This is a genomic window from Flavobacterium salmonis, from assembly GCF_903819435.1.
Lineage (GTDB): Bacteria > Bacteroidota > Bacteroidia > Flavobacteriales > Flavobacteriaceae > Flavobacterium > Flavobacterium chungangense.
Genome location: NZ_CAIJDP010000069.1, coordinates 34,763 through 50,567, shown reverse-complemented (window position 1 = coordinate 50,567; position 15,805 = coordinate 34,763). Strand labels below are relative to the sequence as shown.

Here is a 15,805-nt window from a genome sequence, read left to right as displayed (position 1 = left end):
GAGATTTTTTATTCTCTTACGATTTTAGCACCAATTGCTCTCAAACGTTCATCGATACGTTCGTATCCACGGTCGATTTGTTCTATATTTTGAATTGTACTTGTTCCTTTTGCAGATAATGCAGCAATTAATAACGAAATCCCCGCACGAATATCAGGAGACGACATTGTAGTTGCTTTTAACTGAGATTCAAAATTATGCCCCATAACCACAGCTCTATGCGGATCACATAACATAATTTTTGCCCCCATATCGATTAATTTGTCTACAAAAAATAAACGACTTTCGAACATTTTCTGGTGAATCAAAACATCGCCCTTTGCCTGTGTTGCTACAACCAAAACAATACTCAATAAGTCAGGTGTAAATCCTGGCCAGGGTGCATCAGCAATAGTTAAGATTGAACCATCAATATCTGTTTTTACTTCATATCCGTCTTTGTGGGCAGGAATATAAATATCGTCGTTGCGTTTTTCTATTGTAATACCCAGTTTTCTAAATGTATTCGGTATTAAACCTAAATTATCCCAGCTTACATTTTTGATTGTTATTTCGCTTTTTGTCATAGCCGCAAGACCAATCCAGGAACCGATTTCGATCATATCCGGCAAAATTCTGTGCTCACATCCTCTGAGACTTTCAACACCTTCGATTGTCAATAAATTAGAGCCAACCCCAGTGATTTTAGCTCCCATTGAGTTCAGCATTTTACACAATTGCTGTAAGTAAGGTTCACAAGCAGCATTGTAAACTGTAGTTCTTCCTTTTGCCAAAACAGCAGCCATTACAATGTTTGCAGTTCCGGTTACAGATGCCTCGTCTAAAAGCATATCTGTTCCCTGAAGGCCTTCTTCAGGAGTCTCTACTCCATAAAAATGATCCTCTCTGTTATATCTGAATTTTGCTCCAAGGTTAATAAACCCTTCAAAGTGTGTATCTAATCTGCGGCGGCCAATTTTATCTCCACCCGGTTTTGGAATATATCCTTTTCCGAAACGAGCCAAAAGGGGCCCAACAATCATAATAGAACCACGAAGTGCTCCTCCTTCTTTTTTGAAAGCTTCGGTTTCTAAGTATCCAACATTAACCTCATCCGCCTGAAACGTAATTGAACCCGGTGCATTGCGCTGAATTTTAACTCCTAAATTACCCAACAAAGTGATTAATTTATTGATGTCAATAATATCGGGAATATTATTAATTGTTACTTTATCTCCCGTAAGAAGTACGGCACATAAAATTTGTAATGCCTCATTTTTTGCTCCTTGCGGAGTGATTTCTCCTTTTAAAGGAATTCCTCCTTCGATTTTAAATACTCCCATATTCTTTTTTTAGGTTCTGAGTTGCTGAGTTCCTAAGATTCTAAGTTTTCTTTAGAGATTAAAACCCCCTGTTACTTAGCAACTTTATTTATTTCTGATTGTTATTTTTTTGAAAAGGTTTCGGTTTCCCTGGTCCCTTATTGTTTTTGTTGCTTTGGATTTTTGGTTGTCCGGGTGGCGTAATTTTATTTGACATGCGTTTGTTGGTGCGCAACAAATCTGTAGTATTTAAAAGCTCTTCCGTACTCTGCAATAAATTGATTTTTCCTCCTGACAATTCAAATAAATGTTCGAAAATCACATCGTCTTTTACTGTGTCTTTGTTCCAGCTTAAATACGACTTTTTCATGTGGTTGGCAATTACCAGAACCAATGCATTTTTCATTTCGCCATCTTCCCATTTGTTCGCAACATCAATCATGTACTTGATATTGTTACCATAAAATCTGTATTTTGGAAAATTTTGCGGATACTGTAAAACATCCGGTTTTAACTGCAGCACATCACGTGATGGAATTGGATATGGAGATTCTACATTTAATTTAAAATCAGACATGATAAAAAGCTGATCCCATAATTTATGCTGAAAATCCGGCACATCGCGCAAATGAGGATTCAGACTTCCCATAACCTGAATGATATATTTCGCAGCTTTGTTGCGAGTTTCATCATCTTCAATATGAGTAGCCTGATCGATCAGTTTCTGCAAATGACGACCATATTCCGGAATAAGTAAACGCTGTCTTTCAGAATTGTATTCTAAGTTGAAAACAACGTCATTCGCGACTTCTTTTTTATATTTTTCGACCATAATTTATAATGAAACTATACCTTCTATTGTAGAAACTTCTTTGTATTTGCCAATTACTTCGTCAGCACTATCCATTGTTACATCTATAGAAACACTGGTAAATTTACCTGTTTTAGATTTTGTTGTTTTGATAACCGCACCCATCCTGTCAAAAGCTTTTTCAACGCGCTCTACATTATCGGCTACTGAAGGCACTATAAATTTATACAAATATTCTGCTGGCCAGGTGTTTGAATTGTCCAGCTCAACCTTTAATCTTTCGTAAAATTCAGCGGTGTTTTTTTCTTTATCGTTCTCCATTCGTAATTAAAAATAAACGCAAATATACGTTTTTGATTTTAGATATTTTATATTGAAAAAAGATATTAAATCCTCGTATTTTATTTATGATGAATTTCACTAATTTGCATGAATTATTTTTATTCTAAAAATGCAATTGAATAAATCCGATATTTTAAAATTAGTCAAAGTCAAAAAATCAGATGTTTTTTGGAATCATTTTTTTTTACGGACTCAAAAAAGATTATTCTGTAAATGGTGAAATTCAAACAAACACTATTAATTGCGGGGTTCGCCATAAAAAGATATAGCTGAAAGCAGGAACTTTGCTGGCTGAATTTGCGAAATCATTCGCTGCTGATAAATATTCTTTTCAAATACGAATAACTTTAGGTAAATTTGCTCTTTATTTTTACGAAAGTGCAAAAAGAAATTATTGTTCTCCTTGGCGGTCCTGGAACAGGAAAATCTACGCTTATAAACGAATTAGTCGCTCGTGGCTATTGCTGCTACCCTGAAATTTCAAGAGAAGTTACACTCGAAGCCCAGAAAAGAGGCATCGAGCAATTGTTTTTGGAACAGCCTTTACTGTTTAGCGAAATGCTGCTTGAAGGCCGTATTCAGCAATTCAAGAGTGCTTTTCAGGAACCTGATAACGTGGTTTTCATTGACCGGGGAATCCCTGATGTTGTGGCTTATATGGATTATATTGGCGACGAGTATCCGGAGTTTTTCACGAAAGCCTGTGAGGATTATAAATATTCTAAAACTTTTATTTTACCTCCCTGGGAAGAAATATATCAGAGCGACACGGAGCGTTATGAAAATTTTGAACAGGCATTAGAAATTCAGAAACATCTTATTGAAACCTATAAAAAATACGGATACGATTTAATTGAGGTTCCTAAAGACACGGTTGAAAACAGAATTCTTTATATATTAGACAAAATTTAGCCTACGGATTTAAAGTTGCAAAACTAGAATCTGAGTTCTAAATTTTTAACTTTAATACATTGGCCATGCAGGAAGCACAGGATATTCTTTTAAAATACTGGAAACATACCAGTTTCCGACCACTGCAAAAAGAAATTATTGATTCGGTCTTAGCAGGTCATGACACTTTTGCACTGTTGCCTACCGGAGGTGGAAAATCGATTTGTTTTCAGGTTCCGGCCATGATGCAGGACGGAATTTGTCTGGTTGTTTCGCCTTTGATTGCTTTGATGAAAGACCAGGTGGCAAATCTGCAAAAAAGAGAAATTAAAGCTATTGCCTTAACAGGAGGAATTCATACCGAAGAAATTATAGATCTACTGGATAATTGCCAATACGGAAATTATAAGTTTCTTTATCTATCGCCTGAGCGTTTACAATCTGACTGGATTTTGGAACGTATTAAAAATCTTCCTATCAATTTAATTGCTATTGACGAAGCGCATTGTGTTTCGCAATGGGGTCACGATTTCCGTCCGGCTTATTTAAAAATTTCTGAACTTAAAAAATATTTTCCTAAAATTCCGTTTTTGGCTTTGACTGCGACTGCAACACCAAGAGTTGTAGAAGACATTAAGACACAGACAGGATTAAAAGACCCTAATTTTTTTCAGCAGTCATTTGAAAGAAAGAATATTGCCTATATGGTTTTTGAAATCGAAGACAAACTTTATCGTGTTGAGCAAATTTTAAAGAAAAACCCACAACCTTCTATTATATATGTACGAAACAGAAAATCGTGCTTAAATATATCAACCCAATTACAATCATTAGGATTTAAGGCAACATATTATCACGGTGGCCTTTCGGCAAAAGAAAAAGACAAAAACATGGGATTGTGGATGTCCGAACAAGCACAGGTAATTGTGGCGACCAATGCATTTGGAATGGGGATTGACAAAGACAATGTAAAAACAGTCATTCATACACAATTACCCGAAAACTTAGAAAATTATTATCAGGAATCCGGAAGAGCGGGACGAAATGGCGAGAAAGCGTTTTCGGTTTTACTTTATAACAATTCAGATTCAAACCAAACAGAACAGCAATTCTTGAGTGTTTTGCCTGATAAGAAGTTTCTAAAAACGATGTATGTGAAACTTTGCAATTATTTTCAGATTGCTTATGGCGAAGGCTTAGATGATTCTTTTTCGTTCAAACTTAATCATTTTTGTAATAAATACGACTTCCCTACTTTAAAAACATATAACTCTTTGCAGTTTTTGAATCAGCAGGGAATCATAACAATGTCACAAGAATTTTCAGAAAAAATTACCATGCAGTTTTTAATTGAATCAAAAGAAGTCATTCGATATATGAGTCTGAATCCAAATGATGAAGAAATCATTTTGGCAATTTTGAGAACGTATCCCGGAATTTACGAAATGAAAACATCTTTTAATATTTCGTTGATTGCCAAAAAATCAAATCATTCTGAAGAACAAGTTTCTGCAGTTTTAGAAAAACTAAAAGAAAAAGAAATCATCGAATACAAATCAAAAAATAACGACGCGACTATATTATTTAATGAAGTTCGCGAAGATGATCTTACCATAAACAGAGTTTCAAAATATCTCGAAAAACAAAATCAATTAAAAAAAGAACAGCTTTCATCTGTTCTGCATTATATAAAAGAGAATAAGACCTGCAAAAATCGATTAGTTTTAGATTATTTTGGAGAAGAAACGACAGAGAATTGTGGCGTTTGTTCTTATTGCATTATTCAAAAAGGAAAAATCACCGAAGCAGATTCGATTGCTGATAAAATTTTGTATTTATTAAAATCTGCTGCTTTAACTTCGCGAGAAATTCAAAGCCAGATAAAACTGGATGCCAACGATATTATTTTGGTACTTCAGGAGTTATTAGAAAACAATCATATTACCATATTAGCGAACAACAAATACACTTTAAAATCATAATGAAAAAATTGAGAATTATATTTATGGGAACTCCTGAATTTGCTGTCGGCATTTTGGATACCATTATTAAAAACAATTACAATGTTGTTGGCGTGATTACCGCTGCAGATAAACCGGCAGGACGTGGACAAAAACTAAAATATTCGGCAGTAAAAGAATACGCACTTGCCAACAGCCTTACTTTACTACAGCCAACAAATTTAAAAGATGAAGATTTCTTAGCCGAATTAAAGTCTTTGAACGCTAATTTACAAATCGTAGTCGCTTTTAGAATGCTGCCAAAAGTTGTTTGGGAAATGCCGGATTTAGGAACCTTTAACCTGCATGCTTCGTTATTGCCAAATTATCGCGGAGCAGCCCCCATTAACTGGGCTATTATCAACGGAGAAAACACAACCGGCGTTACTACTTTTTTCATAGATGATAAAATTGATACCGGAGCGATGATTTTAAATTCGGAAATTGCTATTGAACCTGAAGAAAACGCAGGACAATTACATGACCGATTAATGTTTTTAGGAAGCGAAACTGTGATCAACACCTTAAAAGTCATTAAAAATGGAAATGTAACCACAACTATCCAGGAAGATAACGACAATATAAAAACGGCATATAAACTAAACAAGGAAAACTGTAAAATCGACTGGACAAAATCCGGAACAGAAATCAATAATCTTATTCGCGGTTTAAGCCCATATCCTGCTTCCTGGTGTTTTTTGAAAGATAAAAACGAAGAATTAAGTATCAAAATATATGAGGCAAAACTGTTTTTAGAATCGCATTCACATGAAACAGGAAAACTTATTTCCAGTAAAAAAGAAATTAAAATTGCAGTACAAGGGGGATTTTTACATCTTTTGAGTTTACAATTACCCGGAAAAAAGAGAATGCAAGTGGCAGAATTACTTAACGGGATTGCTTTTTCTGATTCAGCCAAGGTCTATTAAGCTCAGTAAAACAAGGGTTTATAACTATTTTTAGTGATAAAACCAGTCGTTTTATGAACAAAAAAAATAAGTTATTAACAATTATTGCTAAATTTGTAGAAAACACTTGCAAGGAACGGATTTCCTACTAAATTTGTGTATTAACAATTTTTTTTAACCAACAATTAATAACTAATTATTATGAACAAATCAGAATTAATCGATGCTATCGCTGCTGATGCAGGAATTACAAAAGCTGCTGCAAAATTAGCTTTAGAATCATTTTTAGGAAACGTAGGTACTACTTTGAAAAAAGGAGGAAGAGTTTCATTGGTAGGTTTCGGATCTTGGTCGGTATCTGCCAGAGCTGCTAGAGATGGTAGAAACCCTCAAACAGGAAAAACTATTCAGATTGCTGCTAAAAATGTAGTGAAATTTAAAGCCGGAGCTGAATTAGAAGGTGCAGTGAACTAAGTAAGAAAGTTCTCTAAACTTATAATATAATTAAAACCCTCCTTATAGAGGGTTTTTTTGTACGGTTTATCGATTTTATTTGGGTTTTTAAAAATTTTTTGATTAAATTTAATAAAAATTGTAGCCGTATGATTTCAGAAAAATTAAAAAAAGGACACCTGCTTATTGCCGAGCCTTCTATAATTGGGGATTTATCTTTTAATAGATCGGTAATTTTATTAGCAGACCATAACAAGGAAGGATCAATAGGTTTTATCATTAATAAACCGTTAAAATACACTATTAATGACTTAATTCCTGAAATTGATGCCAATTTCAAAATATACAATGGCGGACCTGTAGAACAGGACAACCTCTATTTCATTCACAATATTCCTGAATTAATCCCAAACAGTGTTGAGATTTCGAATGGTATCTATTGGGGAGGTGATTTTGAATCGACTAAAGACCTAATAAATAACGGATCTATTCATAAAAACAACATTCGTTTTTTCTTAGGATACACAGGTTGGGATGAAAATCAACTTGAGAATGAAATGCAGGGAAACTCCTGGATTATAACCGATAATAGTTATAAAAACAAAATTATTGGAAAATCTACCACTCATTTTTGGAAAGAGCAAATTATAGAGCTTGGAGGTGATTATCTTATTTGGTCAAATGCACCAGAGAATCCATATCTGAATTAATTTTGAGATATGGATTCGTTTAGCTTTTGGACTAACAAATGAGCCAAATTAGCTGTAAATTCCTTTTTTCGGTATTTTGTTATCGACTGTATTCCTGTGATTACATTTGTCAGAAATAATTCATCTGCTTTTTGAAGATCAAAAGGTGAAATTATTTCTTCAGACACTTCTATCCCTTCCATCCTCTTTGCCAAAGCTAAAATTTGCTTACGCATAACACCATTTAAACAACCTTCTGAAACTGGTGGAGTAATTAGTTTTTTCCCCGTAACCATAAATAAATTCCCTTGTAATACCTCAACCACATTCTTCGTATCATTAAGTAAAATACAGTTTTCTAAGCCATTTTCGTGAGCAAAAATACTTCCGGTAACATTTATCAGCTTATTAGTTGTTTTTACAGACGATAACAACTGTTTTGTTACATAGAAATCTTTATACAAATCTACTTCATATGAAACGGTATTTAATGCATACAAAGCATTTACTAAAGGTGTGGCATGAATTAAATAAGAGACTTCATTTGTTTTTGGCAAATACAACCCTCCATCGTTTCTAAAAACAGTTATTCTGGCTCTTGCAGATGATGAAATCTCTTTTTGTTTTACCAGATTTAAAATCTGCTCCTCAAAATATTCCATTGTGAAATTCATTGGAATTTCCATACGAACAACCCGCATAGAAGCCATTAATCTAAAATAATGATCTTCAAGAAACAGGATTTTACCGTTAACTATTTTTAGTGTTTCAAAAACACCATCACCATACAAAAAAGCACGATTTTGAGTTAACACATTTTTCTGCTCTAATACATTTCCGTTAAAATTGATCATAAAAAAACCCTGAATTTTGTTCAGGGCAAATATAAGGCATAAAATAGACTTTTACTAAACAGAACCTATAAGATGTTTCAGATCTGAAATTTGATTCTCCCACAATTGCTTAGCTTCCCCTACTTCTTCTTTTTCAGCAAAATCAATTACCATTAATGACACATCTTTGGTTAATTCATCAACCAATATATGTAGTTCAAAGAAATATTCTGTGTCTTTACTTGCCTCATCGACCCATTTAAATTTTACTTTTTCGCCGGTTTTTTTAGAAGCAAGTCGTGCTTTTTCCTGTGAATCATTCCAGATAAAAGTAAAAAACTCACCTCTTGAATTTACATTGTCGGCAAACCATTCAGACAAACCTGACGGTGTTGATATATATTGATATAATAGTTGTGGCGAAGAATTGATAGGAAACTCTATTTCGTAACGTATTTTTGAATCCATGTGTTGCTTTAAATTTTTTCGAAATATAAGAATATATGTCCGAAAACAATGCATTTTTAAAAATATTTTTTTTTCTTCATTTTATGCTTGTCATTTTTAATATAATTTTTATATTTGCACCCGCAATGAGGAACTCGGTTCACATGCGATTCTGGCGAGGTAGCTCAGTTGGTTAGAGCGCAGGATTCATAACCCTGAGGTCACGGGTTCAACTCCCGTCCTCGCTACAAAAGGCAAAACCCTTAAACAGAAATGTTTAAGGGTTTTTTATTGCTTTTTGTATTAAAAACTACGACTTTAATTAGCTCAAACTTATTTCTAAATAGGGAAAAGTTGTTAAAAGTTACTCCCAAAACTATTCCGGATTTTTGCATTATTCGATAAGGAAGTATTTATAAAGTGAGACATTATTAGCTGCTATTTTGAATTATTCCCGCCTTTTACATTTTATTTGCTTTTTTATACTAATTTTCGGCTCCAACTTCTAAAATTTTTATCCAATAGCACTCCTATTCTATAAAATTTACTTCACTTCACTCCTAAATCATTGAATACTAAATACCAAAAACAAACTTCAAACAACCTCTTAACAAAATAATTAACTTTTGCCGATTCATTTCAGGCAGGCTGACGAACCATCATACTAATAAGTGAACTAGCTAAAATTACTTGCGAAAAACTTACCAGCCCTTTTGCTGTTACCTTATTAGAATATGCAACGCACTACATGTTCTATCTACAGCCCAGATTTTCATCCGAAACACTTCTTCAGAGAACAATATTATTTTTAACCGCATTGTAATGCCTGCTTTTGGGAAACAATTTAAGTAGGCACTCGATGAAAACTAACGTTGGGAGCGGGAACGATCATTATCTTTATTCGAGCATCCTTCTTTTCTGTTCATTAAACTCTTCTTGAGTTAAAATTCCTTTTTCAAGTAAGTTATGTAACTTTTCTAAGTCATTTGCTAAATTTGATTTAGTTTCATTGTCTGAACTTTCTAACTCTTTTAAAATTGGTTTTGTAGTTTGTTTGTTTAACAATCTTTTTAATTCTGAATATAAATTTGGAATATTTTTACTTTGTTTTATAGAAATATCACATTCATTTCCGTTATTATTTACTATTAATGTCAAATGATTTTCTTTTCTTCTTTTTCCACCGATAGCAGCACCAGCTAATAAGCCAATTCCACCTGTCAAAATTCCTCCAATAATTGCTCCAGTAGCTGCTTTTCCTGCAGACCTGTAAGACTCTTGATTTAGTCCAACTTCTATGATGTCATCTGGCTTAATAATCTTTTTCACTGATGTAAACCCTGTCAGTATTTTAAATTCGACTTCATTTTCTCTGAATTGAATTATAACAGGCTTGTCACCCCTACTAATATCAGGAAACCCCATTTCATATTTTTCCGAAAATCTTGGATACTTAAGTGAATCTTTTAGTGAGTCTAAAAATCCCATTTTTATTTGTTTTTAAAGTTAATTTTTATTTTAAGAAGAACGTTCTTCATGACGTTTTTGTAATATGACACACAACTTGTATATGCCAAAACAAACATTGATATATCCGCTGCGATTAAGGCAGACTGGCGTAATTTGTTTCGTTTGAATGTTATCAAAAATAACAAAAAAAGATTACAAACGACCAAAAGAATAATTGGTTGTTTCTTCCCTATTCAATAAAACTAAACTCCATAAAAAGAGTTATTTAAAGTCGAAAGACATTTAAGGAGTTTGGAATTTACATGGACATTAAAAATATTATGCAAAGTCGGACACATTTGTAAAGTGTTTGGTGAGAAAAACTTCGGAGAGCCAGCGTCGCTTTTCATAAATAACTCTTTTAGAGCGAGGCAATTTTACATATTTAGTTTGCTTTACTTTACGGGCACAGAATGCTATTCTTAACTAACGTTATACAGACCTGCGCAAACGGATTGTATATTCCAAGTCATCTTTTCTAATATTCCTCCACAGTTACGAAACAAATGAGTTAAATATGATCAATATATTAACAACTGAAGATGAACATAATGCTCTGACTTAATAAAGCCTAATTAAAATAACAGCATAACCTTGCTTTCCATGTTGTACTTATTTATTTAAACTTGTAGCATAATTTTCTTTTACAATTATATCCAGTGGGATAAAATGAGTAGGATTTAAATTTTTTTCATGCAGAATGATTTTTTTGTAGAGATAACTTATTCCTGTATACCCCTGCTCTTCCGGTTTTTGATTAATTAAAAAATCAATTATACCGGAATTCAAATAGGTTATATTTTCTTTTAAAAGATCATAACCTATTATTCTAATCCCTTTTATGTTTTGCTGTTCTAAAAACTGTGCTACAATGTAGGCACGTGAATTGGGTATGAATATACTGCTGATGTTTTTAAACATTTCCAAAGTAAGCTGATTGACATCAGGATCTTTAACCGTAATTTCAGAAAAATTAAAATTGGTCAGTTCTGAATGCTCTTCAAAAAAAGTATAAAATCCTTTTATACGCTGTAAATAAACCGAAGTACTATCAATTTCTTTTGCTATTTTAACAATAAGCACATTCCGTTCATTTTTTACAGCAAAACTAATGAGCCGGCCCGCTAAATATCCACTTTTAAAAGCATCCTGACCAATATAAAAATGAGATATATCGTTATTAATATCCGAATCAATCATTACAACCGGTGTATTTTTATTTTTATAGTGTTCTAAAAACAAGAGTGATTCTTCATGGAAAATAGGCGAAAAAAGCAATCCTTCACATTCAAAATCTAACACCTTCGAAAACATTGCCTGAAATGACTCACTATCAAAGTCGTACAGAAAGTAATATAGTTCAATACCAAATTTTCCAAATTCTTCACCCGCCTTTTTAACTCCCGTTAACTGACTCTCCCAATATTCCAATTTCTCAGGCTTTGGTAAAAAAACAGCAATTCTGGATTTTTTATTCGAGGCTAAATTACTTGCAAAAATATTTCGTTTAAAACCATGTTTTTTAATAATGGCATTTACCTTATCAATATTCTCCTGTGATACCTGTCCACGATTGTGAATGATTCTGTCAACTGTTCCCGGAGAAACATTTGCAAGTTCTGCTATTTTTTTTATTGTTATGATATTCTTACGCTTTAAGTTAAATAATTTAAGAGAGTTCCAAAAATAATTTTTTTTTATTGAAAAGTTGCATTTTTTATTTAAGTTTTTATATATATTTGCAAATCACGTGTGCGTACACGAAAATTATAACAGTATGATTACGAAATAAAAGCATTTTTGGAAACATTTGTTTTTATGCCTATTCAAAATGAATTAAAAATATTTCAATTCATTTTTAGAATTAAATCCGTGTACGCACACGTAAAAATAAAGATATGTCAAAAAAAATAAAACTAAAAACGTTCACAGTATACAAAAAAATAAAAAGTAAGTAATCAAAATAAAATAATTAAAATGAATTCGATATTTAACCTAGAAGGAAAAATAGCGCTAATTACAGGCGGTGCAGGTGTATTGGGAAGCAACATGGCTCAGGTTTTAGCTAACCAGGGGGTAACTACAGGAATTTTGGGATTATCAATTGAAGAAGCACAAGTTACTGTTGCAGAAATAGAAAAAAATGGAGGAAAAGCATTTGCTGTAAAAGGAAATGTTTTAAATCAGGAAGAACTTGAAGCGATACGAGATCGTATTATTGAGAAATATGGCCGTTTGGATATTTTAATCAATGCTGCCGGAGGAAATATGCCAGGAGCTACAATTGGACCAAATCAGGCGATTTATGATTTAAAGAAAGATCATTTACAAAAAGTACTTGACCTTAATATCATTGGAACAATTTTGCCTACCCAAGTATTTTCAGAACTTTTTGCAAAACAAAAAAGTGGTGTAATCATCAATATTTCATCTGCATCTGCAGAGCGTCCTTTAACAAGAGTAGTTGGTTATTCAGCTTCAAAAGCTGCTATTGATAACTTTACAAAATGGATGTCTGTTGAATTAGCTTCTAAATATGGAGAAGGAATTCGGGTAAATGCTATTGCTCCGGGATTTTTTATTGGAGAACAAAACAGAGCTTTATTACTGACTCCGGAAGGTGAACTAACTCCAAGAAGTCTTAAAATAATTGACCATACTCCAATGGGACGTTTTGGGATTCCTGAAGACCTGGATGGTGTATTGCTTTTCTTATGCAGCGATATGTCTAAATTTGTAACGGGAACAATAATTAAAGTTGATGGAGGTTTTGGAGCTTCAAGTATTTAAATTATCGAAAATTTGATAGTCCTAAAGGTAAAATAACTAATAAATAAAGTGATTGCTGATTTTTGATTTCAGATTTGTGATTTCAGATTTGTGTTGATAAAATAGATGATATTGACGATTTTACGAAATTCTTTACATCTTAAATCTAAAAATTTTTAAATTAAAACAAAAAATATAAAATTATGGAACAAACATGGAGATGGTACGGTCCAAATGACCCTGTACAATTAGCTGATGCCAGACAAGCCGGTGCAACCGGAATTGTAACTGCTTTACACCACATTAAAAATGGACAGGTGTGGGAAGTCGAAGAAATTATGAAACGAAAAAATGAAGTTGAAGCTGCAGGAATGACTTTTTCAGTTGTAGAAAGTATTCCTGTGCATGAAGACATCAAAAAACAATCGGGAGATTATTTAAAATACATAGAAAACTACAAGCAAAGCATCAAAAATCTTGCATCATGTGGCGTTCATATCGTTTGCTATAATTTCATGCCTGTATTAGACTGGTCAAGAACCGATTTGTCATACGAAATGCCGGATGGTTCAAAAGCATTACGTTTTGACATCAATGAATTTGCTGCTTTTGAATTGTTTATTTTAAAACGTCCGGGTGCAGAAAACACTTATACTGAAGCACAGCAAGTAAAAGCGAAAGCAACTTTTGAAAAGTTATCTGATGCAGATAAAGTAAAATTACAGCAAAATATCATCGCCGGTTTGCCTGGTGCCGAGGAGTCGTATAGTGTTGAAGATTTCCTAAAAGTACTTCAGAGTTACGATGGCATCGATGCTGCTAAATTAAAAGAAAACCTATATTATTTCCTACGTGAAATTGTACCTGTAGCCGAAAGTGTAGGGGTAAAAATGGCTATTCATCCTGACGATCCTCCTTATCCAATTTTAGGATTACCAAGAGTTGTGAGTACAGAAGCTGATTTAGTACAATTACTAAATGCTATTGATTCGCCTTCTAATGGATTTTGCATGTGTACAGGATCTTATGGCGTAATTGCCAAAAATGATTTGTCAGGAATGATTGATCGTAATGGAGAGAAAATGAATTTTATCCACTTGAGAAGCACACAACGCGATGAAGAAGGTAATTTTTACGAGGCTAACCATTTAGAAGGAAATGTTGACATGTATGAAGTGGTAAAATCTATTGTAAAAATGGAAAAACAAACCGGAAGGATTATTCCAATGCGCCCTGATCACGGACACCAAATGTTAGACGATTTAAAGAAAAAAACAAATCCCGGATATTCAGGAATAGGCCGCTTAAGAGGACTGGCCGAATTACGCGGACTAGAATTAGGGATTAAAAGAAGTTTATAATAATGATATTCCACCTTCACATTTTTGCAAACAAATTGGTGCAAGGTGGAGTTTTTCAACAGTCATAGCATGCAACAAAGCTTTATAACCGAGGACTTTCTATTACACAATGATACAGCAAAGAAGCTCTATCATGACTTTGCTAAAATGCAGCCCATTTATGATTATCATTCACATTTGTCTCCAAAAGATATTGTCGAAGACCGTCAGTTCGAAAACATTACCCAACTTTGGATAGAGGGAGATCATTACAAATGGCGTGCGATGCGTGCCAATGGTATCGATGAAAAATATATTACCGGAGACGCTTCTGATTTTGAAAAATTTGAAAAATACGCTCAGACATTGCCAAATACATTAAGAAATCCTTTATATCACTGGACACATTTGGAATTGCAGGGCTATTTTGGGGTAAATGAATTACTCAATGGCGCATCTGCGCAAAGAATATATGATACCTGTAATGAATTATTGAAGAAACCTGAATTTAGTGTCCGTAATTTATTGCATAAAATGAATGTAAAAATGGTAGGCACTACAGACGATCCTACAGATAATTTACAGTATCATAAACAATTAAAAGACGAAAGATTTAAAATTGCGGTATTACCTACTTTCCGTCCTGATAAAGCAACTGAAATTGAAAAAGGCCAGGCATTTACTGACTGGATCAAAAAATTAGAAGCAATTGTGCATTATCCTGTAAATACATTTGCTGATTTATTAAAAGCTCTTGAAGAACGACATTCCTTTTTTCATGAAGCCGGGTGTAGAATATCAGATCACGGACATGAAAACTATTATGCGGCAGACTATACTGAGACTGATGTTAATCAAATATTTCAAAAAGGTCTAAATAATGAAACCTTACTACCAAGGGAAATTTACCAATATAAATCTGCTGTTCTGCATAAAATTGCTGTCATGAACGCAAAGAAATCATGGGTACAACAATTTCACGTAGGGGCTATTCGAAACAACAACACCAAAATGATGCAATTATTAGGTCCGGATCATGGATTTGACTCTATTGGCGATCAGATTATGGCTCAAAACATGAGTCGTTTTTTTGGTCGTTTAACTAAAGAAAATGCATTAGCTAAAACAATTGTTTATAACCTAAATCCGCGCGACAGTGAAATGATTGCTTCAATGGCAGCAAACTTTAATGATGGCTCAACTCCCGGTAAAATGCAGTACGGAGCAGCCTGGTGGTTCTTAGACCAAAAAGATGGAATGCAAAAACAATTGGACGTTCTTTCTAATTTTGGGTTATTAAGCCATTTTGTGGGTATGCTTACAGACTCAAGAAGTTTTCTTTCTTTTCCGAGACATGAATATTTCAGACGCATTTTATGCAATGTTTTGGGTGAGGAAGTCGAAAAAGCAGAATTACCAAACGACATAGCGTTAATTGGTGGTTTAGTCCGTAAAATATGCAGTGAGAATGCTGTTGTGTATTTTGGTTTTGACCAGAAGTAGATAAATTAT

At 33.5% G+C, this 15,805-nt stretch carries 15 protein-coding genes and 1 tRNA gene; 9 read left to right on the top strand and 7 right to left on the bottom strand.

The features are described 5' to 3' along the window. Window positions 1-8: 8 nt before the first annotated feature. The 3 genes from murA to FLACHUCJ7_RS12480 all read right to left on the bottom strand — a co-directional run bounded on the left by murA (window position 9) and on the right by FLACHUCJ7_RS12480 (window position 2,433). Entirely contained in the window at window positions 9-1,322 is a 1,314-nt protein-coding gene (murA, locus tag FLACHUCJ7_RS12490; RefSeq protein WP_078225907.1) for a UDP-N-acetylglucosamine 1-carboxyvinyltransferase, read from the bottom strand. 88 nt (window positions 1,323-1,410) lie between these two features. After that, window positions 1,411-2,133, bottom strand: a complete 723-nt coding sequence (locus tag FLACHUCJ7_RS12485) for a DUF4290 domain-containing protein (protein ID WP_078225906.1) — start codon at window positions 2,131-2,133, stop codon at window positions 1,411-1,413. Window positions 2,134-2,136: 3 nt separating this feature from the next. Next, the gene (locus FLACHUCJ7_RS12480) at window positions 2,137-2,433 is read right to left on the bottom strand and encodes a DUF493 family protein (RefSeq protein ID WP_078225905.1); all 297 of its coding nucleotides are present in this window, start codon (window positions 2,431-2,433) and stop codon (window positions 2,137-2,139) included. A gap of 399 nt (window positions 2,434-2,832) precedes the next feature. Here FLACHUCJ7_RS12480 and FLACHUCJ7_RS12475 point away from each other — a divergent pair, with 399 nt between their 5' ends. From FLACHUCJ7_RS12475 to FLACHUCJ7_RS12455, 5 genes are all read left to right on the top strand, one after another. After that, a complete protein-coding gene (locus FLACHUCJ7_RS12475; RefSeq protein ID WP_078225904.1) occupies window positions 2,833-3,366 on the top strand; it encodes an AAA family ATPase in 534 nt (177 codons plus the stop codon). Between the two features lie 65 nt (window positions 3,367-3,431). Then, window positions 3,432-5,327: a RecQ family ATP-dependent DNA helicase gene (locus FLACHUCJ7_RS12470; RefSeq protein WP_180909118.1), complete on the top strand. Its 1,896-nt coding sequence runs from the start codon at window positions 3,432-3,434 to the stop codon at window positions 5,325-5,327. Beyond that, the gene (gene fmt / locus FLACHUCJ7_RS12465) at window positions 5,327-6,274 is read left to right on the top strand and encodes a methionyl-tRNA formyltransferase (protein ID WP_078225902.1); all 948 of its coding nucleotides are present in this window, start codon (window positions 5,327-5,329) and stop codon (window positions 6,272-6,274) included. The genes FLACHUCJ7_RS12470 and fmt overlap by 1 nt, the downstream gene beginning before the upstream one ends. A gap of 180 nt (window positions 6,275-6,454) precedes the next feature. Beyond that, complete coding sequence (locus FLACHUCJ7_RS12460) at window positions 6,455-6,727, top strand: HU family DNA-binding protein (RefSeq protein ID WP_031456994.1); 273 nt, start codon at window positions 6,455-6,457, stop codon at window positions 6,725-6,727. 128 nt (window positions 6,728-6,855) lie between these two features. Then, window positions 6,856-7,416, top strand: coding sequence for a YqgE/AlgH family protein (locus FLACHUCJ7_RS12455; RefSeq protein WP_031456995.1), 561 nt, complete (start codon window positions 6,856-6,858; stop codon window positions 7,414-7,416). On the opposite strand, the gene FLACHUCJ7_RS12450 is transcribed toward FLACHUCJ7_RS12455, so the two are convergent. Together FLACHUCJ7_RS12450 and FLACHUCJ7_RS12445 are read right to left on the bottom strand one after the other, a co-directional pair. Continuing rightward, window positions 7,413-8,249 carry an aminotransferase class IV gene (locus tag FLACHUCJ7_RS12450; protein WP_180909117.1) on the bottom strand — a complete coding sequence of 279 codons (837 nt, stop codon included), beginning with the start codon at window positions 8,247-8,249 and terminating at the stop codon, window positions 7,413-7,415. The two genes, FLACHUCJ7_RS12455 and FLACHUCJ7_RS12450, sit on opposite strands and share 4 nt — an antisense overlap. Before the next feature lie 54 nt (window positions 8,250-8,303). Next, complete coding sequence (locus FLACHUCJ7_RS12445) at window positions 8,304-8,696, bottom strand: START-like domain-containing protein (protein WP_007804463.1); 393 nt, start codon at window positions 8,694-8,696, stop codon at window positions 8,304-8,306. A gap of 153 nt (window positions 8,697-8,849) precedes the next feature. Between FLACHUCJ7_RS12445 and FLACHUCJ7_RS12440 the strand changes: the two genes are divergently transcribed. Beyond that, window positions 8,850-8,923: transfer RNA gene (locus FLACHUCJ7_RS12440), tRNA-Met, on the top strand. Window positions 8,924-9,572: 649 nt separating this feature from the next. Here the strand turns inward: FLACHUCJ7_RS12440 and FLACHUCJ7_RS12435 are convergent. After that, on the bottom strand, window positions 9,573-10,163 hold the full coding sequence (locus tag FLACHUCJ7_RS12435) for an SHOCT domain-containing protein (protein WP_078225900.1): 591 nt from the start codon (window positions 10,161-10,163) through the stop codon (window positions 9,573-9,575). Window positions 10,164-10,796: 633 nt separating this feature from the next. After that, the gene (locus FLACHUCJ7_RS12430; RefSeq protein WP_180909161.1) at window positions 10,797-11,810 is read right to left on the bottom strand and encodes a substrate-binding domain-containing protein; all 1,014 of its coding nucleotides are present in this window, start codon (window positions 11,808-11,810) and stop codon (window positions 10,797-10,799) included. Window positions 11,811-12,161: 351 nt separating this feature from the next. On the opposite strand from FLACHUCJ7_RS12430, the gene FLACHUCJ7_RS12425 reads away from it, so the two are divergent. The 3 genes from FLACHUCJ7_RS12425 (at window position 12,162) to uxaC (ending at window position 15,796) form a co-directional block, all read left to right on the top strand. Beyond that, window positions 12,162-12,974, top strand: a complete 813-nt coding sequence (locus FLACHUCJ7_RS12425; protein ID WP_180909116.1) for an SDR family oxidoreductase — start codon at window positions 12,162-12,164, stop codon at window positions 12,972-12,974. Window positions 12,975-13,156: 182 nt separating this feature from the next. Next, a complete protein-coding gene (gene uxuA / locus FLACHUCJ7_RS12420) occupies window positions 13,157-14,314 on the top strand; it encodes a mannonate dehydratase (RefSeq protein ID WP_180909115.1) in 1,158 nt (385 codons plus the stop codon). Between the two features lie 69 nt (window positions 14,315-14,383). Beyond that, window positions 14,384-15,796 carry a glucuronate isomerase gene (gene uxaC / locus FLACHUCJ7_RS12415; protein ID WP_180909114.1) on the top strand — a complete coding sequence of 471 codons (1,413 nt, stop codon included), beginning with the start codon at window positions 14,384-14,386 and terminating at the stop codon, window positions 15,794-15,796. Window positions 15,797-15,805 lie beyond the last annotated feature (9 nt).

Coding starts and splice junctions, on each gene's coding strand:
- uxuA (WP_180909115.1), top strand. CDS start 13,157: ATGGAACAAACATGGAGATGGTACGGTCCAAATGACCCTGTACAATTA.
- FLACHUCJ7_RS12435 (WP_078225900.1), bottom strand. CDS start 10,163: ATGGGATTTTTAGACTCACTAAAAGATTCACTTAAGTATCCAAGATTT.
- FLACHUCJ7_RS12460 (WP_031456994.1), top strand. CDS start 6,455: ATGAACAAATCAGAATTAATCGATGCTATCGCTGCTGATGCAGGAATT.
- uxaC (WP_180909114.1), top strand. CDS start 14,384: ATGCAACAAAGCTTTATAACCGAGGACTTTCTATTACACAATGATACA.
- FLACHUCJ7_RS12455 (WP_031456995.1), top strand. CDS start 6,856: ATGATTTCAGAAAAATTAAAAAAAGGACACCTGCTTATTGCCGAGCCT.
- fmt (WP_078225902.1), top strand. CDS start 5,327: ATGAAAAAATTGAGAATTATATTTATGGGAACTCCTGAATTTGCTGTC.
- FLACHUCJ7_RS12480 (WP_078225905.1), bottom strand. CDS start 2,433: ATGGAGAACGATAAAGAAAAAAACACCGCTGAATTTTACGAAAGATTA.
- FLACHUCJ7_RS12485 (WP_078225906.1), bottom strand. CDS start 2,133: ATGGTCGAAAAATATAAAAAAGAAGTCGCGAATGACGTTGTTTTCAAC.
- FLACHUCJ7_RS12470 (WP_180909118.1), top strand. CDS start 3,432: ATGCAGGAAGCACAGGATATTCTTTTAAAATACTGGAAACATACCAGT.
- FLACHUCJ7_RS12445 (WP_007804463.1), bottom strand. CDS start 8,696: ATGGATTCAAAAATACGTTACGAAATAGAGTTTCCTATCAATTCTTCG.
- FLACHUCJ7_RS12450 (WP_180909117.1), bottom strand. CDS start 8,249: ATGATCAATTTTAACGGAAATGTATTAGAGCAGAAAAATGTGTTAACT.
- FLACHUCJ7_RS12425 (WP_180909116.1), top strand. CDS start 12,162: ATGAATTCGATATTTAACCTAGAAGGAAAAATAGCGCTAATTACAGGC.
- murA (WP_078225907.1), bottom strand. CDS start 1,322: ATGGGAGTATTTAAAATCGAAGGAGGAATTCCTTTAAAAGGAGAAATC.